This is a genomic window from Agitococcus lubricus, from assembly GCF_003051055.1.
In the GTDB taxonomy this organism is placed as follows: domain Bacteria; phylum Pseudomonadota; class Gammaproteobacteria; order Pseudomonadales; family Moraxellaceae; genus Agitococcus; species Agitococcus lubricus.
The window spans coordinates 93994-115872 of the sequence record NZ_QAON01000005.1; the positions used below are offsets into that span (position 1 = coordinate 93994).

18 protein-coding genes are annotated in these 21879 nt (G+C 40.8%); 8 read left to right on the forward strand and 10 right to left on the reverse strand.

Annotated elements, in window-relative coordinates:
- Positions 1-15: 15 nt before the first annotated feature.
- From C8N29_RS06715 to gmd, 3 genes are all read right to left on the reverse strand, one after another.
- Positions 16-471 (reverse strand): GDP-mannose mannosyl hydrolase, encoded by a 456-nt coding sequence (locus C8N29_RS06715; RefSeq protein WP_107865283.1) that lies wholly within the window; start codon positions 469-471, stop codon positions 16-18.
- Complete coding sequence (gene fcl / locus C8N29_RS06720) at positions 468-1430, reverse strand: GDP-L-fucose synthase (RefSeq protein ID WP_107865284.1); 963 nt, start codon at positions 1428-1430, stop codon at positions 468-470. The genes C8N29_RS06715 and fcl overlap by 4 nt, the downstream gene beginning before the upstream one ends.
- A 64-nt stretch (positions 1431-1494) precedes the next feature.
- Positions 1495-2610 (reverse strand): GDP-mannose 4,6-dehydratase, encoded by a 1116-nt coding sequence (gene gmd / locus C8N29_RS06725; protein WP_107865285.1) that lies wholly within the window; start codon positions 2608-2610, stop codon positions 1495-1497.
- A gap of 292 nt (positions 2611-2902) precedes the next feature.
- On the opposite strand from gmd, the gene C8N29_RS06730 reads away from it, so the two are divergent.
- The 3 genes from C8N29_RS06730 to C8N29_RS06740 all read left to right on the forward strand — a co-directional run bounded on the left by C8N29_RS06730 (position 2903) and on the right by C8N29_RS06740 (position 6952).
- On the forward strand, positions 2903-4057 hold the full coding sequence (locus C8N29_RS06730; protein ID WP_170106917.1) for a polysaccharide pyruvyl transferase family protein: 1155 nt from the start codon (positions 2903-2905) through the stop codon (positions 4055-4057).
- Complete coding sequence (locus C8N29_RS06735; protein WP_107865287.1) at positions 4054-4608, forward strand: LbetaH domain-containing protein; 555 nt, start codon at positions 4054-4056, stop codon at positions 4606-4608. The genes C8N29_RS06730 and C8N29_RS06735 overlap by 4 nt, the downstream gene beginning before the upstream one ends.
- Before the next feature lie 304 nt (positions 4609-4912).
- Positions 4913-6952, forward strand: a complete 2040-nt coding sequence (locus C8N29_RS06740; RefSeq protein WP_170106918.1) for a right-handed parallel beta-helix repeat-containing protein — start codon at positions 4913-4915, stop codon at positions 6950-6952.
- On the opposite strand, the gene C8N29_RS06745 is transcribed toward C8N29_RS06740, so the two are convergent.
- From C8N29_RS06745 to C8N29_RS06775, 7 genes are all read right to left on the reverse strand, one after another.
- Positions 6941-8161: a glycosyltransferase WbuB gene (locus C8N29_RS06745; protein WP_107865289.1), complete on the reverse strand. Its 1221-nt coding sequence runs from the start codon at positions 8159-8161 to the stop codon at positions 6941-6943. The two genes, C8N29_RS06740 and C8N29_RS06745, sit on opposite strands and share 12 nt — an antisense overlap.
- A gap of 3 nt (positions 8162-8164) precedes the next feature.
- Entirely contained in the window at positions 8165-8986 is an 822-nt protein-coding gene (locus tag C8N29_RS06750; protein WP_107865290.1) for a glycosyltransferase family 2 protein, read from the reverse strand.
- Positions 8987-9028: 42 nt separating this feature from the next.
- Positions 9029-10351, reverse strand: coding sequence for an O-antigen polymerase (locus tag C8N29_RS06755; RefSeq protein ID WP_146164426.1), 1323 nt, complete (start codon positions 10349-10351; stop codon positions 9029-9031).
- Positions 10352-10387: 36 nt separating this feature from the next.
- Positions 10388-11461, reverse strand: coding sequence for a glycosyltransferase family 4 protein (locus C8N29_RS06760; protein ID WP_107865292.1), 1074 nt, complete (start codon positions 11459-11461; stop codon positions 10388-10390).
- Positions 11461-12612: a glycosyltransferase gene (locus C8N29_RS06765; protein WP_107865293.1), complete on the reverse strand. Its 1152-nt coding sequence runs from the start codon at positions 12610-12612 to the stop codon at positions 11461-11463. Before C8N29_RS06765 ends, C8N29_RS06760 begins: the two co-directional genes overlap by 1 nt.
- Positions 12613-12725: 113 nt before the next feature.
- Positions 12726-14144 (reverse strand): mannose-1-phosphate guanylyltransferase/mannose-6-phosphate isomerase, encoded by a 1419-nt coding sequence (locus tag C8N29_RS06770; protein ID WP_170106919.1) that lies wholly within the window; start codon positions 14142-14144, stop codon positions 12726-12728.
- Between the two features lie 131 nt (positions 14145-14275).
- Positions 14276-14905, reverse strand: a complete 630-nt coding sequence (locus C8N29_RS06775) for a TetR/AcrR family transcriptional regulator (protein ID WP_107865294.1) — start codon at positions 14903-14905, stop codon at positions 14276-14278.
- Positions 14906-15075: 170 nt separating this feature from the next.
- Here C8N29_RS06775 and C8N29_RS06780 point away from each other — a divergent pair, with 170 nt between their 5' ends.
- The 5 genes from C8N29_RS06780 (at position 15076) to C8N29_RS06800 (ending at position 21879) form a co-directional block, all read left to right on the forward strand.
- On the forward strand, positions 15076-16863 hold the full coding sequence (locus C8N29_RS06780) for an acyclic terpene utilization AtuA family protein (RefSeq protein WP_107865295.1): 1788 nt from the start codon (positions 15076-15078) through the stop codon (positions 16861-16863).
- A 165-nt stretch (positions 16864-17028) separates the two neighbouring features.
- The gene (locus C8N29_RS06785) at positions 17029-17898 is read left to right on the forward strand and encodes an SDR family oxidoreductase (RefSeq protein WP_107865296.1); all 870 of its coding nucleotides are present in this window, start codon (positions 17029-17031) and stop codon (positions 17896-17898) included.
- 107 nt (positions 17899-18005) lie between these two features.
- On the forward strand, positions 18006-19613 hold the full coding sequence (locus C8N29_RS06790) for an acyl-CoA carboxylase subunit beta (protein WP_107865297.1): 1608 nt from the start codon (positions 18006-18008) through the stop codon (positions 19611-19613).
- 131 nt (positions 19614-19744) lie between these two features.
- Positions 19745-20905 carry an acyl-CoA dehydrogenase family protein gene (locus tag C8N29_RS06795; RefSeq protein ID WP_107865298.1) on the forward strand — a complete coding sequence of 387 codons (1161 nt, stop codon included), beginning with the start codon at positions 19745-19747 and terminating at the stop codon, positions 20903-20905.
- A gap of 170 nt (positions 20906-21075) precedes the next feature.
- Entirely contained in the window at positions 21076-21879 is an 804-nt protein-coding gene (locus C8N29_RS06800) for an enoyl-CoA hydratase/isomerase family protein (protein ID WP_420836651.1), read from the forward strand.

Here is a 21879-nt window from a genome sequence, read left to right on the forward strand (position 1 = left end):
TTACTCTTTATTGGTTTACACATAGGCTTGTGTATTAGGGTGTACATAAGCATGCTGAGTCAACTCTGTGGCTGACATCCATGTATAGTCAGAGTGCTGCTCTTTAGGCAAAGACAGCGCGGCTGTTGACAACTCGACAGCGTACGCCATGACCACATAATGCGTACCTATACCTTCGACGTTAGCAAAGTTGTCCGTATAGATATGGTCATACAAACCAAGGAGTATCGCTGTTTCTCGTTTTAAGGCAATACCTAACTCTGTCAGAGTGATACGTGCAAAGGCTTGGTCTAAGGTTTCATTTTTACAAATACGTCCACCAGGAACAAACCAATATCCTTTTGCAGGGGAATTTTTACGATAGCCTAATAGAATTTTACCTTCGGCATCTTTGACGACCAAGTCTATAGACACCAAAGGAGTATCACGCACCACAGTCAAAAAAGCATCCTTCGCTAATAATTGACTCATAAACGTGCTTCTCCTTGAGACACATGTTCAATAAACCAACGATAGGCATCTCGTAAGCCTTGCTCTAAAGCTATCGTCGCTGTCCATCCCATATTAGCTAGCCGTGAGACATCCATCAACTTACGGGGAGTACCATCAGGTTTAGTACTATCAAAGATAATATTACCTTGGTATTCAGTCACTTTAGCAATGGTTAATGCCAAGTCTCGAATCGTAATGTCCGTACCCGTGCCAACATTAATATGTGACAACATAGGTTGTGTATTAGCTTGGTAGGTTGCAACATCTAGATTGAGCACAAATAATGACGCACTTGCCATATCATCGACATGCAAAAACTCACGCATGGGAGTTCCTGTCCCCCAAATGACGACTTCAGGAGCTTGTGCTAACTTCGCTTCATGGAAGCGTCTAATTAAAGCAGGTACAACATGGCTATTATCTGGATGAAAATTATCATTAGGGCCATAGAGATTAGTGGGCATGACCGAGCGATAATCTACGCCATATTGTCGATTATATGACTCACACAACTTAATACCCGCAATTTTAGCGACGGCATAGGGTTCGTTAGTTGCTTCCAATACCCCCGTCAGTAAGGCAGCTTCTGTCATTGGCTGGGGGGCAAACTTAGGATAGATACAAGAGCTTCCTAAAAATAGTAGCCGTTTGACACCTGCAGCAAAAGCCTGATGGATGACATTACATTCCATCATTAAATTTTCGTAGATAAACTCCGCAGGATAGGTATTATTAGCATGAATGCCACCTACTTTTGCTGCTGCCAGAATCACAACATCAGGCTTTTCGGTTGCCATAAACTCCGCAACGGCTTGTTGCTGCGTCAAATCTAATTCTTTATGTGTGCGTGTCAGGATTTGTATATTTTTTTGTTGGCTTAACTGACGAACAATTGCAGAGCCAACCATTCCTCGATGCCCAGCAACGTAGACTTTCATACGATAACTCCGAAGTCACATGGGTAGAGCGAGTCACTCCATCCATGTGCGTAAAGATGAGAACTTATTCGTGACTGACCGAGACAGAAAAACCTGCATTTTTTAGTAAGGCATGTTGTTTAGCCTTATCTAAGTCATAAGCAACCATTTCTTCAATCATTTCATCTAAGGTAATTTCAGGTGTCCACCCGAGTTTTTCCTTGGCTTTTGTTGGGTCGCCCAACAAAGTTTCGACCTCGGCAGGACGGAAATAGCGCGGATCGACTTTTACAATCACGTCACCGACCTTGAGTGCAGGGGCTTTATTTCCCTCAATCGCCGTGATAATCGCTTGTTCATTGACGCCTTCACCTTCAAAACTTAAGGTTACACCTAATTGTAAAGCACTACGGCGAATAAACTCACGCACAGAGACTTGAATACCTGTTGCAATAACAAAATCTTCAGGCTGCTCTTGCTGCAACATCATCCATTGCATACGGACATAATCTTTTGCATGCCCCCAATCGCGCAAGGAATCCATATTACCCATATACAAACACGATTCTAAGCCCTGAGCAATGTTAGACAAGCCCCGAGTAATTTTACGCGTGACGAAGGTTTCGCCACGACGTGGCGACTCATGATTAAATAAAATACCGTTGCATGCGTAAATACCATAGGCCTCACGATAGTTTACCGTAATCCAATAGGCATATAACTTAGCCACCGCATAGGGACTTCTTGGATAAAACGGCGTCGTCTCTTTTTGTGGAATTTCTTGAACCAGACCATACAGCTCAGAAGTTGATGCTTGATAGAATTTCGTTTTTTTCTCTAAGCCTAAAAAACGAATTGCCTCTAACAAACGTAATGTACCAATGGCATCAACATCGGCTGTATATTCAGGCGCTTCAAAGGAAACCGCGACATGCGATTGTGCTCCTAAGTTATACACTTCATCTGGCTGAACTTCACTCAGAATACGAACTAAATTCGAGGTATCGGATAAATCGCCATAGTGTAATTTTAACTTGGGATTAGGCTCATGCGGATCTTCATAAATGTGGTCAATACGTGCCGTATTAAATAAAGAAGCACGGCGCTTGATACCATGTACTTCGTAGCCTTTTTCCAACAAAAACTCAGCTAAATAAGAACCATCTTGACCTGTGATTCCTGTAATTAACGCTTTTTTCAAACCTTTTCTCCTGAAAATTTAGCCAAAGTACTAACAAATGACGACAATATTTAGCGATATACTTACGCAAAGGCTTCAGCCTGCACTCTATCATAAGGCCTATAAAACCTTCAAACGCTTAATTGTAGGTATTCATATCATACAACAAAGCCACTATATTATTTGTCATCATTTCGCTTTCACAAGCCACAGATTATGCTTTAGACTCTGCTGCGCTGAGTGATTGTGTTATTTTGTGCTTTAGCTCCTAAGAGCGAGCCGTCTGATGTGTAAATTTTTAGGGATTTTATCAATGCAGCCTAACCGTATTGGCTTATTTACCTATCATTTTAGTGATAATTTTGGTGCTGTACTCCAAGCATACGCACTGCGTAAATGGTTTATTGACCGTGGCCTCGATGCGCACTTTGTCAACTATCATCCGAGATATGTAGAAGAAGGTGGCGATTTTATTCAGCCGTTTAATCCCAAATACTGGCGCATGAATCTAAAAATTCTATATCTCAAACTTTCCCACACTAAAAGCATCCTTTTAGGCAACAAAGAACAAGCCAAACGTTTTCAGAGCTTTCGGACAGAGATGCTTGGAGTTGAAGGTAAAAGACTAGAGCATTTACATGAGTTAAATGATTTAGGTGATAAATATAGACTGGTTGTTTGTGGCAGTGACCAAATTTGGAACCCCTCTGAACAGAAAGGTCTAGATCCAGCTTATTTTCTCAACTTTCCGGGCAAACAAGTTGCACATCGAATTTCATATGCCCCCAGTTTTGGTCGTGATATTTTACCCGCTGCTTTTCATCAGCAAGCAACGACCTTATTTCACGGCTTATCGAGTATCTCGGTACGTGAGAAAAGCGGTATTGATATTGTAAAACAACTTTCCAATCGTTCGGCTACTTTAGTGCCTGACCCAACTTTTTTACATGATAGTTATCAAGAATTGTTGACTATTTCCAATGAGCAACGGGAAGGTCATATTTTTTGTTATGCCCTAAGAACTGGTCAAGGTATTCGTGAGGCCTGTGAGCAAACAGCACAACATTATAATATAAACATATTATCACCCTATAACGTACATCGTCGCTGGCAAGAAATCGGAGAGACAGTTTATCCTGGCCCAGCAGATTGGCTGAAACTGATTGCAAATGCCAAATGCGTGATGACAAACTCATTTCATGGCACTGTATTTGCTATCCTCTTCAAACGTCCTTTTTTGGTGATTGGTTTACCAGGCGCAAAAAAAGGTCTAAATGAGCGCGCCAAAAACTTACTTGCGCAGCTTGGTTTAAGCGACCGTTTTGTAGAAGGTGATGCGCTTGATAATATAGTAGCTCGTCTAGAAGCTCCGATTAACTGGGCTTATGTGGATGAGTGTCGTCAAAAAATGAAAGCGGCTGGCGATACATTTTTAGCCGAAGAACTTGCAAAGGCGCTGGCAAAATGAGTGACTTTGACCAATATAAGTACGTAGATACTATTCCTAAAAGTGTAAAAATCAAACGTGCCATTTGGAACATTGTTTGGCTCATTGCATTCAGACCAACACCTCGCTGGGCGTTTCATGCTTGGCGCAGAACACTATTACGTCTGTTTGGGGCTAAGATTGGCAAAGGGTCTAAAATTTCGCCCTCTTGTTTTGTTTGGGCACCATGGAATTTAGAAATGGGCGACTACTCAGCTTTGGGCGATAATGTCGACTGTTATACAATGAATAAAATTATTATTGGCTCTAAGGTTGCGGTGAGTCAACGTAGTTTTTTGTGTACAGGCTCACATGCTATTGACACGCTACTACGCCCTCTCATTACCTCTCCTATCGTCATTCATAACCATGCTTGGATTGCCGCAGAATGTTTTATACATCCTGGTGTGACTATCGGTGAAGGGACGGTTGTCGGTGCACGCTCAGTTGTCGTTAAAGATTTACCTTCATGGATGATTTGTACGGGACATCCCTGTAAACCACTAAAGACACGCGAGCTCAAAAAGCCATAACATCACATAAAAAAGGAGCAAACATTAGGGTCTGTTGACGTTTTGCGTGTGAGCCGCGTTGCTGATAAAAATTGACTCAGGCAAGGCAAAAAACGCAGCGAATAGTTATTCTATTGGTAAGTTTTGTCACGCAGAATGAGTCAATTTTTAACGCAACCCAAAGGGAAAGGGCTATTTTTTGAGGCTACTTCGTTGCTCATCGCTTATTTGGAATAACCAAACTACGCGCTTCACGCCTCGTATCCTCTAAAAAATAGTCTCTTTCGCAACCACAATCAAAACGTCAACAGCCCCTATGATATTTATGAAAAACTTATCATTTATCGTTTGTTCCTACCTATTATATATGAGTCATGCAATAGGTGCGCCACTCATATGGTGGGTCAGTGACTATACCCTAGCCAATGAAAGCGCACTGATTGTTGGGGATGATTTTGGCTCTATTGCAAAAGTAAAATTAGAAAGTGAGACAGGCCTAAAAGATATTGAAATTATCCAACAAAATAATCAGCAATTAAGCGTGCGTTTGCCCGCAACCATATCCTATCATAGCCATGCATTAAGACTTTACCAACCCGACTTAAAGACCTTCGAGCGTGTTTGGCTAAATGCGCCAAAAATAGACTGGCTACAAGGCGATATGGGAGTCAAAACCAGTACAGGACAAGGTTGGTTACAACTATCAGGAAAAAATGTCGATACACTCAACCTACAAGATGCATTTCTTATCAATAAAACAGGGAAATCCTACTCTTTATCATTAAAAGAGTCTGATCCTTGGCATGCCGTTTTTAACCTCCCCAAGCAAATACCTGTGGGTTCATATCAACTCAAATTTGGTCAAAAAGTCACTCAGCCCACCATACCGCCGCTTGAAGTTTTTATTGTTAATCAACCAACTGATTTTCAGCAGCGCGTCTTAAATATTAAGGACTTTCATCAAAGTGAAGACAGTATAGATCATACAATTGCATTTAAAACTGCATTGGCAGATTTAGCGACACATGGCGGTGGAACGTTATATTTGCCAGCAGGTCATTATAGACTCAGTAATAGTTTATTTATTCCTAAAAACACTCAAATACTAGGTGATGGCAATTTAGCAACGCATTTAATCTGGTCAAAAATCGACAAACAAGAATCTATTGCACTCATTAATTTAGAAGATAATACCCGACTTCAAGGTTTTTCTATGTATCATGATGATGCGGCTTTTGGCATTAATAGCCCATCTGACCGTGTTATAAACAATGTACACATTGAAGATATCGTGATACGTATGTCAGCTTATAGAGGGCATCCCACCAGTGAAATGTTAACTAAAATATATGATCAAATCCTCAAACGCTTTAGTAATAAATTAGATACCATTAGATTACAAGCAAACAATATTACACTTAAAAATAATGATATTTATGGAACAGGTCGCTCATTCGCTTTTATAGACTCACATGGCATTAATATACAAAACAATAAGTTTTATAATGGACGAAGAGGATGGTATTCTTTTTCGGGATGTAGTGAAATCATTTTTCGTAATAATACCATTACTGGTGCAGACTTAATGGCATCAGGAGGTGGAATAAATACACTAGGAAATAAGGTAAGCTCTCGTAATTTATATTTTGCAAATAATACCTTGGGCATGTTTAATGGCTGGGACCGTGAAGCCTTCACCTCAGATGGCGGAGGCGCGAGCTATTTTGGTCATGTTCAATCACACAAAGAGAATCAACTATTACTTGCCACTAATTTACGCAGCAAAGGACTACGCCTCACCCCATATGAAGGGGCTGTACTTTTTGTTGTCGACGGAAAAGGCGTTGGTCAATATGCAAAAGTGATTAGTATGAGTGAGAATTTAGTTCATTTAGATAGAAAACTGGACGTCGCTTTAGATAATAGCTCTAAAATTATTATTTGCCCTCTACAAGAAAACTATATCATCGTAAACAATACAATTAGTGATGCAGCAATTGGTATTCAACTTTATGGCACAGGATTGAACCACGTTGTTTATGGAAATACGTCCATTCGTACAGGCGGTATCAATCTTCTTGGTTTATGGTATGGCGGCTATCAATCCGCATGGTACACCCTAGTCGCGCACAACGCTCTATATGGCTCTGCTAATACACGTAAATTCAACCCAACTCGAACAGATTTACATACATCTAACATTACGGTTGAAGCGCGGCCTCGTTCTACTGATGAGCTTAATCTGGTTTATGGTATAGTGATTCGTAATAATCAACTATACCAAAATAATGGGGTCAGCATTATTGGTAGTCAAAATGCAAGAAAAAATATGGACGCTATTTTTGTTGACCCCTTAGACAACTAAGATACTATCTCTAAAGCGCATGAGTACTGCCTTTTTATTTAGATATTGTTCGGCATAATCGCGAGCAATATGATTAGTCTGATGTGTATCCTTTTCTAGTACCCTCATCAATCCTTCAATAAACGCAGACAAGTCTTCAGGCTCTACACGCTGAGCAATACCAGAGTGTTTTTCTATAATTAATCCTAATTCTGTATGAGGCTCCGCAGTAATTAAACTATATCCTCCTACTGAAAGAATCCCCGTCATTTTAGAGGGTAAGACCACATCGGCTGCCCCCTTCTTTTGTACAATTAAATGCACATCAGGCATTGCTAATAATTTAGGCAAATCCTCATAAGGTTGTAACGGTGCAAAGCTCACATTGGATAAGTTTTTCTGTTGAACTAAGGCCTCTAATTCTGCTTTTGCTGCCCCCTGTCCAACGAGTAAAAAAGTGATATCTGTACGATGTCGTAACTGTTCTGCCGCATCAATAACAATTTCTAAGCCTTGTTTTTTGCCCATATTACCCGAATATAGCACCACTTTTTGGTGTGCGGCTATACCCCATAAATGTCGAAAATGATATTTATCCGCTTTGGGTGAAATAAACTCTGTATCTACCCAGTTAGGAAAATATAATGTTTTTTGCGGGTTAACACCTTTGGCTTCTGCAATTTTAATCATACTATTGGAAATAGTAGAGACAATATCACAGCGACGCATTAACCAGCTTTCTATCGCCTTTGCAATTCTACCGATACGCCCTGTCGTCATCATGCCTAAACCAAACATGGCATCAATTTCATAATCTTGAATATGCAGAATCAGTTTAGCACCGACTAAGCGTGCATATAGCCATGCAAGCGGCAAGCAAAATAAGGTTGGTTCCACAACAAATACAACATGAGGACGCCATAATAATAGACGTAATAAAACCAAAAATGAGCTCAAGGCAAAACTAATTAAGTGTAATAAACGCGTTATCGTTGTAGGTTCCGAGGGAACATATAAAGGACAACGATGTACTGTGACGCCATTATCTTGGCTTGTCTGATACCAATTACGATAGTTTTTTTCAATACGCCATGCTGGATAATACGGCGGCGCGGTGACAACACGCACATCATCTCCCTGCGCTGCTAACCACTCGGCCATTTCACCTGAATATTTGCCAATACCTGTTAATTCGGGTTTATAGTTGATACCGTATAGTAAAAACTTCATCGTCTAGTTCCTACTTGCCTTAGTTTCACGAGTTTTTAAGACAATAAAATATTCATAAATTGCCTGTAAACAGGCATACGTAAAACCAGCACGTCCGTCTAAGAAGCCACGCTTTGCAATATACAACAGAAGGAATTTAATTAACGGCCGCATAGGTAAGCGGTAAAACAACTCTTTTTGATGAAAACGTCGTTCATGAAAGTCGGATGCCGTAAATGCCTTTGCGACACTAAACGGTGCTTTGTTAGCTGCATTATCACAAATTTGTTTAGCTTCAAAGGTACTATAGGAATTATGGCGGTCAATCCAGTGTGTAACCCCTTTACTAAAGGGGAAATGGTCTAAATAAGACGTTAATTGGCCAACATTACCATCGGCGATCGAAATAGGATTAACTAAGCGCTCATAACGCATTTTTTCTGGACGGAATAAACGCATATAAAAGGGGGATGTTTGTACATGCTTGAGCCATGTATTCATAAAAAAATCACGGCGTTGTATACGAAAGGCAATATTATCAGCTGGATTTTTAACAATAGCTTGTACCTCAGCAACCAACTCTGGTGTCATACGCTCATCAGCATCAATATAAAACACCCAGTCATACTTAAAGGCAATGTTTGCTAAACCCCAGTTTTGATGCGCAGCCCAATTATCAAATGGTCGTTTTGTCACTGTTGCGCCATAACTCAACGCTATTTCCTCTGTTTTGTCTGTACTCAATGAATCATAAACGTGAATATCATCAGACCATTTAACAGACTCTAGACATCCTGGCAGGTCTTTTTCTTCATTTTTGGTTAATACCAATATAGAAATAGACATAAACTAACCTCTTTAGTTCCACGCAAAATATAACCTTATTTGTTAGTATTGCTTGAGCTTTAATTTATACAATGATGAATAAGTATAAATTGCTAATAACAAACAAATAAAATAACCTTCTACAGCACCCAACGGCCCCCGTATAAGAATAGGTACAGAGCCAATTACCATAAGTGAAATCAAATTAGCCTTATTGTAGATAATAGAGGATGATAATTGTGACTTTTTATATATTTTACCAATAATCCAAAAGCCAAAAATCACACCGATAAGGCCAAAATCCATATATAAATCGCCGCCAAAAAAATACGACAAGTTTGCTGTTCCAGCCTCATAATAATACTTCAGTTCATCGCCAACAAGTAATCCACCTAAAATTGGCTTATCACTCCAAATAGATCTAGGTACAAAGAAGAATATGACTGCTAAAGTATTATCTCCCCATAAATAATCTTTATTTGACATATACTTAACACCATGTACCAAGGTATTAAATACATCCATATCCTTAAGTATAAATAAATCACGTGATTTATCATCTATATTTTGTAAGCCTGCCAAACCAAAACGGGTTGTAATACTAATAAAAGGCATAATAATAAATATACCCATCATAATAAATAAATATATATATATAAAAGACAAACCAGAACTAAAAAAACCAAAGATAACTGGAGCCCACGTTGCAACATTAAAAAATCTTGACATATTAGTCGGATTTACAGCCACAAATAACAACATAGTTAATAGTAGAAATGCGGCCATGACAAATATGCTACTTTTTTTATTGACTGTTATGGCAAAGATAGTAGTTGCTACAGTGAGCATTGCCAAGAAAGGTACACTGAGGAAATTAGAATCTGACAAATCTTTATCAAAACGTGAGGCAAATAAATTTGATGGGCCATAAATGATGACATATATTATAAAACAAAATAGTGCAATTCCAAACAATTGAAATAACTGTACACTTTTAATATGGAGAGTATCTTCAAAAGAGCTTACTTCATTTTGATTTTTTTTAGAGGATGCTAATATAAAGCTCAAACAGGATAAAAAAACGATAAGTTCAGCAACTAAAAAGTCAGACACCTCATAATAAACACCGACATTTGTTGATTTTGGAAACTGGTAATTCACAATCTGTTGACAGGGTGCAACGACAAAGAATAATAAACAGCATAACCATATCATATCATCAGCATTAAATTTATTCCCATTAATGGTTGTTAGTTTGTATAAAACCAATAAAAAAGTTGGCAAAGTTAGAAATATAGGAACTATATCTTGTGATGTTAATATACCATAACACCATAAAGCTATCGCCATAAAGAATCGGCCAAAACTATATTTTTTACTTACCAACTTCAAGTCCTCATTTAGTAAATCATTATCATGATACTATGCCAACATCTCATGAATCACATGTGATAATGTCGCTGTACTCTGCTCATGAAGCCTGACAAAATGCTGAATACAAGCACGCTCAACTTCAGCACGTTTAAAAATAGTATTCTCAGTATGTTCACCCAAATACTGTATAACGGTTTGCGAATAATCCTCAATTTGTTGAGCAACGCAGCCCGTATTATTCATAATTATTGATGCAATACATCCTCTGACGACAGAAACCGTTGGGACGCCTTCAGACATTGCCTCATGAATAATCACAGGCTCTGCCTCATTAACGTATTTGGTTGGAAACAGCAGAATATCAATTTTCTGATAAAATGCTTGTTTATCTATGCCATATACTGAACCTACATAATGAATATCTTTAGCTTGTGCTAACTCTGTTTGAAAGCGTGACTGTATTGACGGATGTAACGGGCCAGCAATGATTCCATCGCAATCAAAGCCTGCCATTTGCGCGGCTTTAACAGCAGCAAAATACTCAAAAATCCCTTTATCTTCCGTAATATTTGAAATATATCCTAATGTAACTTTCTTTTTATTATTATTTCTTTTACTAACTGGTGAAGGTACATCTAAGAAAACGGCATTGGATATCACATGTATTTTAGCTGAGTCAATATTATACCCTGCAATCATTTTATCCTTCATAGCCTCACATAAAACAATATGTTCTGCATTTGCCATATAAAACAAAAAATTCGTTAATTTGGAGGGTTTATCTAAATAAGCAAAACTATGATGATGAATAAAAACAGGTATCTTAAATAACTTACAGAGAACGATGAAACATAAATCAACCAATTGACCATTACCGCCTGATAATGCTAAATATAAAGCAGATGGTTTAGTCTTAAAGTAACCTAAAAAAAACTCAGCTAAAGCTCTGAGTAGGTTAATAAAAGATATCAGCGCATAAATAAAACGATTACGGCTTTTTATAGTCCGAGAACGATTAAAGAGTCTCACATCTGTTTTTTGAGTAATAATGTGATACATTTTCTCAGTAATTACTGAAAAACCACCTACAGGCGGTGGTAATGGACCTACAAAAAAAATCATTATGTCTGTTCTCTAGCTAAAGCTGAATGCTGTTGTTTAAGAATATTTGAAAATCGCATGCCTAATGGCGGCTCTGTTAAACGGATATAACTATTAAACGCAGCCTCGCTCAATCGGCGTACTTCAGAACGATTACTTAAGAGATATTTCAATGCGATAGATAAAGTTTCTTTGGCATTATTACGCTGAAAACATATACCATTCTGTTTATTGATAACATAAGAAGGCTCTGGCCCCATATGAAAATGCAAAGAGTCATGAACAATGGGCACTAAACTCATAGACATATAATGTACTACACTTAGCCCAGCATCTCCTGGATAACAACCAACAAAACAGTGTTTAGATATTTCTGCTATTTTTTGTTGGTCATAAACACTACCATATAATTTAATCCAATCATTATGTTGCTGCTTATCTTCTAATTTTTTATATTCCGTACCATTTCCTAAAACATGTAATGATAGATTTGGGTACTCACCTCTTAACTCATCCAAAACTTCAATCAGCAGTTGAATATTTGAACCATGCCTTAATCGCCCAATAAACATGACCCCCATTTCTTCATGGTTTTTATTAGTTGGTAGAATAGGATAAAAGTTCCGTAATGAATTTTCAGCAACTTTAATTTTATAAGAAAAAGCAACTCTATGCTTAATCATGGATTGCCTAGATAACTCACTATAGCAAATGTAGGCGGTAGACAAACCAACAATCAATGAATACATAGCCCTCAAAAAAAAATTTAGAGAAGTTTTTCTATATAATCCTTGTCCATGAGAATATAAAGGAATTCTATATAAAAAAGCAGCTATCAATATTAACCAGTAGGATATTGAACGGATGTTAGCTGTAATAAAAATTGCATCGGGCTTTTTGTGTAATAGTCCCTTTAATAAGCCACTTTGATAGTTCAACTTACCGTTTAGCAGAGAGTATGTAGGTGTCGCCGTGATACTTCTAAACTTTTCTTTGTCTAACGCTAAAGACCCAAACCCCTGTTTTGCATCAGGGATATCTGCATAAACATCAATTAACCAATCTTTAGCCATTTCCTCAAATTCAGGTACGCGATAAGCAGCAATAATAGGCTGGACTAGCATCAAAACAGGCTTGTGATTCAGAGGATTTACTTCCAAGTTATCAGACATTACAGGCTACCACACGCGATGATTGAGTCCTATGTGACTCAGCTCAAGCTGATTAGGATTTAATAATCAATACTAAATCCAACATCATTATATGAAAGGGAGGAAACTACGTGTTAGGTTCTACCATACACATCTTCAAATCGAACAATATCGTCTTCGCCCAAATAACTACCAGACTGAACCTCGATCATCTCTAGCATTATTTTACCTACATTACGTAGACGGTGTTTATGTCCTAAAGGAATATAGGTCGATTGATTTTCAGTCACTAAATAGACTTTATCTTCACAAGTCACTTCGGCTGTGCCATTGACGACAATCCAGTGCTCTGCCCGATGATGATGCATCTGCAATGATAAGCTGGCTTCTGGGTTCACACCGATGCGCTTGACTTGATAGCGTTGGCCTTGGTCTATGCCTTCATAATAACCCCACGGCCGATAAACACGGCGATGCGCGGTTGCTTCCGCTCGTTTCGTTTGTTTTAACCGTGAGACTATTTTTTTAACATCTTGCACGGCATGTCTTGGCGCAACAAGCACGGCATCTGCGGTTTCAACAACGATTAAATCTTCTGCACCAACTACCGTGACCAAACGCTGTGTCGCATGAACATAACAGTTTTTACTATCTTCTAGCAGTACATCTCCTTTGACTGCATTGCCTTGTGTATCTTGTGCTGCATCTTGCCAAAGAGCAGCAAATGAGCCGATGTCATTCCATGCTGCATCTAAAGACACAACTGCCGCTTTCGTTGTACGTTCCATCACTGCATAGTCAATAGAGTTATCGGGACTCGCGGCAAATGCTTCTTTATTCAAACGAATAAAATCTAAATCTTGACTAGCTTCCGCCACTGCTTGTTGACATGCGGTCAACATATGCGGCTCAAAAGTTGCTAATTCTGCTAAAAACTGACTAGCCCTAAAGACAAACATGCCAGAGTTCCAGAGATATTCGCCAGACTCAAGGTATTGTTTGGCTAGCTCTAAATTCGGTTTCTCGACAAATGCAGATACCTTAAAGCCTGCACTCATTGCTTGGCCTTGACGGATATAACCATAACCTGTTTCAGGATGTTTAGGTACAATACCAAAGGTCACTAACGCACCTTCGGACGCCAAATTAACCGCTTTTAGAATAGCTTCTTCAAATTGAGGGATATGTTCAATCGTATGGTCAGCAGGTAACACAATCAATATAGGGTCTTGACCATGACGAATAGCATGCAACGCAGCAACAGCTATTGCTGGCGCGGTATTACGGCCTACAGGCTCTAATAAAATACCATCATGTTTAACATTGATGGCTCTTAGTTGCTCCGCGACAATAAAACGGTGTTGTTCGTTGGATACTAAAATTGGTTCGGCAGACTTGATGCCACGGATACGTAAAATCGTATTTTGCAGAAGAGAGTGTTGGTTGGTGAGACTTAATAATTGTTTAGGAAACATTTCTCTAGACAGTGGCCATAACCGTGAGCCTGCTCCACCACACAAAATCACAGGCTGCACAATTTGTAATAAATCCATATCAAGTACCATCTTTAAACGCAGAATTCATCGCATTGATACGCAATTATCGTACCGATACAATCAATATAATATCTCTGATAAGATGGTAACACGTGTAAATAGCGAAAATAAAGCAAGTATAGCGAGGATTAACAATTCCCCCGCCCTAAGGCCATCAACAAGACCCGCTCTGCTAAAGTCTCTAAGGTCATCGAGCCGTCTTTTCTAAACCATGTGACTGTCCACGCAATAGAGCCGACTAATAACTTACGCCATACCTGTGGCGACTCGACATAACCTGACTCTATTTTGAGCTGTTGTAGCACCGTAACCCATGTGTTTTCATACGCATTTCGTAAGGCTAATAAATCGTGCTGGTGCTGCCTAGATAGGCTACTCCATTCAAAAACCAATACTGTCATTGCATCACAAGTCACACCATTAATGGCATATAACTCGCTAATAATGAGTGCTTTTAATTTATCTCTGTAAGTCTCAACCTGAGCAATGGCATCATTTTGTTTGGTAGATGTATATTCAATGACCTCTTTCATCACGGTAAACAAAATTTCTTCTTTACTTTTAAAGTGATGAAATAAACTGCCCGACTGAATACCTACCATCGCAGCAATTTCGCGCACCGTTGTACCTTCATAACCTTTAACACGAAATAAATGTGCGGCTGCACGTAATACGCGCCCCCGTGGTGAATCATCTAAACAACCAAAACTAGGAACTTTATCAAGCGACTTTAATTGCTGGGGTACTTTGACCAACATGGTAGTTTTACCTTAGGCGTCAAAAGGGTAAGCAAGCCTACCCAAAAATTTAGTGGGGTTTGATTTTAACTTAAATTGAGTATGCCGTGAATTTGCCTCTTGCACAAGCAAGCACTTGCTTGGTATGTTACGCACATTGAAAAAAACATGCAACGCATACGGGAAATGTTATGGCAAGTAAAAATTCGATTCGGATTGGTTGTGCTTCTGGCTTTTGGGGCGATACCAATACCGCTGCTTTTCAATTAGTGCGTCAAACTCAAATTGATTATTTGGTATTTGATTATTTGGCTGAAATTACCATGTCGATTATGGCGGGTGCCAAATTAAAAAAACCTGATGCAGGTTATGCCACCGATTTTGTCGCTCATGTGATGTCACGTTTGCTACCCGAAATTGCCGAAAAAAATATTAAAGTAATTAGTAATGCAGGCGGTGTTAATCCTCTCGCCTGTCGTGATGCTTTAGAAAAGTTAATTAAAGACGCAGGCTTAAATCTCAAAGTAGCCGTGGTCTTGGGTGATGATTTAGTTAATCAACAACAAGCCTATCGTGATTTAAATACCAAAGAAATGTTTAGTGGCGAAGAGATGCCACCGATGTTGTTAAGCATGAATGCCTATTTGGGCGCGATTCCGATTCGTGATGCCTTAGCACAGGGTGCAGACATTGTCATTACTGGCCGAGTGGTTGATTCAGCCGTGGTATTAGGCCCATTGTTGCATGAGTTTAATTGGTCGGTTGATGATTACGACAAACTCGCACAAGGCTCTTTGGCAGGTCATATTATTGAGTGTGGCGCACAATGTACAGGTGGTAATTTTACCGATTGGCAAGATGTCCCTCACTACGACAATATGGGCTTTCCTGTGGCGGAGTGTTATGCCGATGGTGCATTTGTTATTAGCAAACCCGAAAAAACAGGCGGCTTAATTAACACCGCCACCATTCGTGAACAGTTAATTTATGAAATTGGCGATCCACAAGCCTATTTTTTACCTGATGTGGTGTGTGACTTCACTCAAGTTCAGGTTGAGCAAGTAGGCGACAACTTAGTCAAAGTCAGTGGCGCAAAAGGCCGCGCTCCGAGTGATAGCTATAAAGTTTCAGCCACTTATATGGATGGCTACCGTTTAATTGTCAGCTTTGCCATGATTGGTATTGATGCAGTGGCCAAAGGTCAACGGGTTGCTGAATCCATTTTTAGCAAAGTGAATAAAGTCTTAGCTAAACGTGGCGCACCACCGCTTAGCTCTACACATATTGAAATTGTTGGCAGTGAACAGGCATATGGTGCAAATGCTCGGCCAGAAGCCAAACAATGCCGTGAAATTACTGTGCGTATGGTCGCTCGTTATCCTGTTCAAGAAGGTTTATTGTTTTTGGCCAGTGAAATTGCCCAAGCCTCAACAGGTATGGCACCTGGTTTAGCTGGTATTATGGGTGGTCGTCCCAAACCCTCTCCAGTGATTAGATTATTTTCTTGCCTAGTTCCAAAAACTTCTGTGCCTGTTAGTTTAGATATTGCTAATGAGCGTATTGCGGTTGCTGTACCCACCGAAGGCGGTTTTGTGCCTGCGGAACGCTTGGCCAGTGGCGAAGTGGCTGATAACAGCCAAGTCACGCATAGTGTGCCTTTAGTACAATTGGCGTGGGCACGTAGTGGTGACAAAGGTGACTCGTCAAATATTGGTGTAATTGCCCGTAAGCCAGAATATTTACCGTGGATTCGTGCCAGCTTAACCGAAGAAGCAGTTGCCGCTTATTGTCAACATTGGTTAGAAACCCGCAGTGAAGTAATTCGTTATGAGTTACCTAGCTTAAATGCCCTGAATTTTATGCTGACCTATGCCTTGGGCGGCGGCGGCATTGCCAGTCCACGTTTAGACCCACAAGGCAAAGCTCATGCCCAACAACTGTTGGCTATGCCTGTCAAAATTCCTGTGGAAATTCTTTAACTAGACATGATTTTCCCTTCGACTCCGCTCAGGGAACGCTCTTCGTTGGCTGAGCGAAGTCGAAGCCTAAAAATTGTAGCCTGTATGTAGCATAGCGAAATACAGGTTATCCAATATGCAATTACTCCCGTGTTAGCACACGGGCTACACAATGTAAGGTTTTTTATGCCCTATCAATCAATTTTTCGTGAAGATGCGTTTGCCGATAAAGTCATTATTGTCACGGGTGGTGGTTCGGGAATTGGTCGTTGTACTGCCCATGAATTAGCCGCTTTAGGTGCACAAGTTGTTATTACTGGTCGTAAAGCCGAAAAACTCGCCCAAGTTGAAGATGAAATTATTCAAGATGGCGGTTTAGTGCGGTCAATGGTGTGTGATATTCGCCAAGAAGAACAAGTTAAAGAAGTCGTTGCGACGGTACTCAAAGAGTTTGGTCGTATTGATGGCTTAGTCAATAACGCAGGCGGTCAATTTCCATCGGCCTTAGCCAGTATTTCCACCAATGGTTTTGATGCAGTCGTTAAAAACAATTTACATGGTACGTTTTTAATGATGCGTGAAGTGTATAACCAATGGATGGCACAACACGGTGGCAGCATTGTTAATATGTGTGCCGATATGTGGGGTGGTATGCCCGGTATGGGTCATTCGGGCGCAGCGCGTGCAGGGGTTGATAATTTGACTAAAACTGCTGCGATTGAATGGGCCGTCAGTGGTGTGCGTGTTAATGCTATTGCACCCGGTTGGATTATGTCTTCTGGTATGGACTCTTATAAAGGTGATTTTGCCAAGTTTGTGATTCCTACATTGGCCAGCAAAGTGCCGTTAAAACGTATGGGTACAGAGTCAGAAGTGTCTAGTGTCACCTGCTTTTTATTGTCCGAAGCAGCCGCTTTTGTCTCTGGAATTACCGTGCGTATTGATGGTGCAGCGTCCTTAGGTACACCCATTTATCCTTTGGCTGACCACGAAAACTCTGAGCCTTATAACGGTTTCCATCGGGCATTTATTCCTGATGTATTAAAGAAGCAATAAATCTTCACCTCACCCCTACCCTCTCCTCAAGGAGAGGGAGAATCATCTCTAAGTTCTCTCTCCGTGTGAGGGTTAGGGTGAGGGCAACTAAAGGAGCATAACCGATTATGCCTATTATCGAATTAGACATTGACCGCAACAGTGCTGATTATCAAGCCAATTGCCAAGCCATGCTCAAACAAATTGACGAAGTGGCAGCGATTAAACAAAAAGTGTTAGAACGCTCTTTACAAGAAAAGCCCAAATTTACTAAGCGTGGCAAAATGTTGCCTCATGAACGTGTACAACACCTATTAGATGCAGGTTCGCCATTTGTTGAGTTGTGTGGTTTAGCAGGCTATATGCTCGATGATGATAAAGATGGTACCGAAGCTGGCGGTAATATGATTGCGGGCATTGGTGTGATTAATGGTGTGCGTTGTTTGGTGGGTGCAAGTAATTCTGCCATCAAAGGCGGCACGATTTCGCCCAGTGGTTTGCGTAAAAGCCTACGTTTGCAACAAATTGCCCGTCAAAATAAATTGCCAATGGTCACGTTGGCCGAAAGTGGCGGTGCAAACCTCAATCATGCTGCCGATATTTTTGTTGAAGGTGCGCGTTCTTTTGCTAACCAAGCCCGTTTATCAGCAATGGGTATTCCGCAAATTACCGTTGTCCATGGTAATGCCACCGCAGGCGGTGCTTATCAACCCGGTTTATCCGATTATATGGTGGTGGTGCGTGGCAAAACCGAAATGTTTTTGGCAGGCCCTCCGCTATTAAAAGCAGCAACAGGTGAAGTGGCGACAGAAGAAGATTTGGGCGGTGCTGCAATGCACGCTCAAGTTGCAGGAACGGCGGAATATTTAGCCGAAAACGATGCTGATGGCATTCGGCAAGCGCGTGATATTGTCTCGATGTTAGGTTGGGACAAAGCACAACTGAATCATGATGCACCAGAGCCACGTTATCCGATTGATGACATTTTAGGCATTATTCCTTGTGATTTACGCAAGCCTTATGATGTACGTCAGGTTATTGCCTGTTTAGTCGATGACTCTAACTTTTTAGACTTTAAAACCGAATTTGATAATCAAACGATTTGTGGTTGGGCCAATATCGGTAACGTCACTATTGGCATCATTGGCAATAACGGCCCAATCACTCCCCAAGGCGCTGCCAAAGCCAGCCAATTTATTCAGCTTTGTGACCAAACCAATCGCCCATTATTGTTTTTACACAATACAACAGGCTTTATGGTGGGTACAGAGTCCGAACAAAATGGCGTGATTAAGCATGGCTCAAAAATGATTCAAGCCGTGGCCAATACCCGTGTACCAAAGCTATCGATTGTGATTGGAGGCTCCTATGGTGCAGGTAACTATGCCATGTGTGGCCGTGGTTTAGACCCTCATTTTATTTTTGCATGGCCAAACTCGAAAACAGCCGTGATGGGTGGCGCACAAGCAGGCAAAGTATTAAGAATTGTCACTGAAGCCAAACAACAAAAAATGGGCATTACCCCTGACGAAAATGTGCTTAATTTCTTAGAAATGAGTACTGCTGCCAAATTAGAGTCGCAATCAACCGCTTTGTTTAATACCGCAAAACTGTTTGATGACGGGGTGATTGACCCACGAGACACCCGCAAACTTCTCGTTTTCTTATTACAAACCATTAAAGAAGCAGAACAACGCCAGTTAAGCACCAATACTTATGGCGTGGCAAGATTCTAACCACCACATGAACTCTCCTCCTGAAAAGAAGAAGAGTGTAGCCTGTATGCAGCGTAGCGTAATACAGGAAAACAAAGAGATACTCCCGTGTTACGTTGTACTTCACACGGGCTACTAATGAGGATAGCAAGATGAAATTTACCCCAGAACATGATGCTTTACGCCGCACCACCAAACAATTTGTTGACAGTCAAATCAATCCTTTTGTCGATGAATGGGAAGAAGCAGGCATTTTCCCTGCCCATGAATTATTTAGAAAAATGGGCGAATTAGGTTTATTGGGTGTGTGTAAGCCCGAAGAAAACGGCGGTATGGGTTTAGACTACTCTTACAACATGGTCGTTACCGAAGAATTAGGCAAAATTAACTGTGGTGGTGTACCGATGGCAATTGGGGTACAAACGGATATGGCCACACCTGCCCTTGCCCGTTTTGGTTCTAAAGAATTACGTGATGAGTTTTTAACTCCTGCTATTGCAGGCGAATATGTTGCCTCGATTGCTGTGTCTGAACCTCATGCTGGCTCTGATGTGGCAGCCATTAAAACCACCGCACTCAAAGATGGTGATGATTACATCATCAATGGTACAAAAATGTGGATTACCAACTCCACACAAGCAGACTTTTTGTGTTTGTTAGCCAATACCAGTGATGATAAACCTCACGTTAACAAGTCCTTAATTGTCGTACCCACTAAAGCTGCTGGCGTGTCGTTCTCCAAAAAGCTCAATAAATTAGGCATGCGTTCTTCCGATACCGCTCAAATTTTCTTAGACAACGTGCGTGTGCCACAACGTTATGTGATTGGTGCGGAAGGAATGGGCTTTATGATGCAAATGATGCAGTTCCAAGAAGAACGTTTATATGGTGCGGCCAATGCGGTGGGTGGTTTGGAAAGCTGTATCGACAAAACCATTGCCTACTGCCGTGAGCGCACCACGTTCGGTCAACCTTTAATTGATAATCAATCCATTCACTTCCGTTTAGCTGAATTACGCACCGAAGTGGAATGTTTACGTGCACTCACCTATCAGGCTTGTGAACAACACATTAGTGGTCAAGATGTGACCCTCTTAGCATCTATGGCTAAATTAAAAGCAGGCCGTTTAATGCGCGAAGTCACTGATAGCTGCTTACAGTATTGGGGCGGTCAAGGCTTCATGTGGGAAAACCCCATTGCTCGTGCTTACCGTGACGGTCGTTTGGTGTCTATTGGTGGTGGAGCTGACGAAATTATGCTTGGCATCATTTGTAAATTAACCAATACCTTACCTAGCAAAAAGAAGAAGTAACTATCTTTCCTCCCCTTATTAAGAGGAGGGTTAGGGTGGGGTCTACCCCCTCCCAGCCTCCCCCTAAATTAAGGGGAGTAGTCCAAATTTGGTAGCCTGTATGAAGCATTGCGTAATACAGGAGTTAACAACAATATGCTCCCGTGTTAATACACGGGCTACAGGAATAAATGATGTCTCTACCCACAAGCCAAACTTTATTAGTCACTGAAGATAAAGGGATTTTACATATCACCCTGAATCGCCCAGAAAGCCGTAACTCCATGAGTTTGCAAATGGTGCAAGAGTTACAAGCCCTGTTTACATGGGGTGCAGAAAATCATATTCGTGCTGTGGTTTTACGCGGTGCAGGTGGCCATTTTTGTGCGGGTGGTGATATTCGTGACATGATGACCATTCGTCAACAAGCTGTTGAAAATCCTCATGCTTATCAAAACTTTAATCGCACCTTTGGTCATTTATTGACACAAGTCAATAGCGCGCCATTCTTAGTCATCACGGTCATTGAAGGTGCAGTCTTAGGTGGTGGTTTTGGTTTGACCTGTGTTAGTGATGTTGCCTTAGCCAAAGCCGATGCACAGTTTGGTATGCCAGAAACACGCTTAGGCATTATTCCTGCTCAAATTGCACCGTTTATTGTTCAACGTTTGGGGCTAACCCAGGCACGACGTTTGGCGTTATTGGGCATGCGTATCAATGGTCAACAAGCCCAAGCGATTGGTTTGGTGCATGAAGTCTATGCCGATAATGACAGCTTAGAAACCGCCCTTGCTCGCACTATTAATGATTTACGTCAGTGTGCACCCAATGCCACACAAGTGACCAAAGCCTTATTACACCAAGTTGGCGAACAGCCTTTAAACCAAGTATTAGACGATGCCGCAGAAGCCTTTGCTTGTGCCATTCAAAGTGCCGAAGGGTTGGAAGGTGGCATGGCTTTTGTGCAAAAACGTGCTGCTAGCTGGGCGCAATAG

Excerpts from the sequence above, each read along its gene's own strand:
- C8N29_RS06760 (WP_107865292.1), bottom strand. The coding sequence starts at position 11,461 with ATGATTTTTTTTGTAGGTCCATTACCACCGCCTGTAGGTGGTTTTTCA.
- C8N29_RS06765 (WP_107865293.1), bottom strand. The coding sequence starts at position 12,612 with ATGTCTGATAACTTGGAAGTAAATCCTCTGAATCACAAGCCTGTTTTG.
- C8N29_RS06790 (WP_107865297.1), top strand. The coding sequence starts at position 18,006 with ATGCCTATTATCGAATTAGACATTGACCGCAACAGTGCTGATTATCAA.
- C8N29_RS06795 (WP_107865298.1), top strand. The coding sequence starts at position 19,745 with ATGAAATTTACCCCAGAACATGATGCTTTACGCCGCACCACCAAACAA.
- C8N29_RS06780 (WP_107865295.1), top strand. The coding sequence starts at position 15,076 with ATGGCAAGTAAAAATTCGATTCGGATTGGTTGTGCTTCTGGCTTTTGG.
- fcl (WP_107865284.1), bottom strand. The coding sequence starts at position 1,430 with ATGAAAGTCTACGTTGCTGGGCATCGAGGAATGGTTGGCTCTGCAATT.
- C8N29_RS06775 (WP_107865294.1), bottom strand. The coding sequence starts at position 14,905 with ATGTTGGTCAAAGTACCCCAGCAATTAAAGTCGCTTGATAAAGTTCCT.
- C8N29_RS06740 (WP_170106918.1), top strand. The coding sequence starts at position 4,913 with ATGAAAAACTTATCATTTATCGTTTGTTCCTACCTATTATATATGAGT.
- C8N29_RS06800 (WP_420836651.1), top strand. The coding sequence starts at position 21,076 with ATGATGTCTCTACCCACAAGCCAAACTTTATTAGTCACTGAAGATAAA.
- C8N29_RS06715 (WP_107865283.1), bottom strand. The coding sequence starts at position 471 with ATGAGTCAATTATTAGCGAAGGATGCTTTTTTGACTGTGGTGCGTGAT.
- C8N29_RS06770 (WP_170106919.1), bottom strand. The coding sequence starts at position 14,144 with ATGGATTTATTACAAATTGTGCAGCCTGTGATTTTGTGTGGTGGAGCA.
- C8N29_RS06750 (WP_107865290.1), bottom strand. The coding sequence starts at position 8,986 with ATGTCTATTTCTATATTGGTATTAACCAAAAATGAAGAAAAAGACCTG.
- C8N29_RS06745 (WP_107865289.1), bottom strand. The coding sequence starts at position 8,161 with ATGAAGTTTTTACTATACGGTATCAACTATAAACCCGAATTAACAGGT.
- C8N29_RS06785 (WP_107865296.1), top strand. The coding sequence starts at position 17,029 with ATGCCCTATCAATCAATTTTTCGTGAAGATGCGTTTGCCGATAAAGTC.
- C8N29_RS06735 (WP_107865287.1), top strand. The coding sequence starts at position 4,054 with ATGAGTGACTTTGACCAATATAAGTACGTAGATACTATTCCTAAAAGT.
- C8N29_RS06730 (WP_170106917.1), top strand. The coding sequence starts at position 2,903 with ATGCAGCCTAACCGTATTGGCTTATTTACCTATCATTTTAGTGATAAT.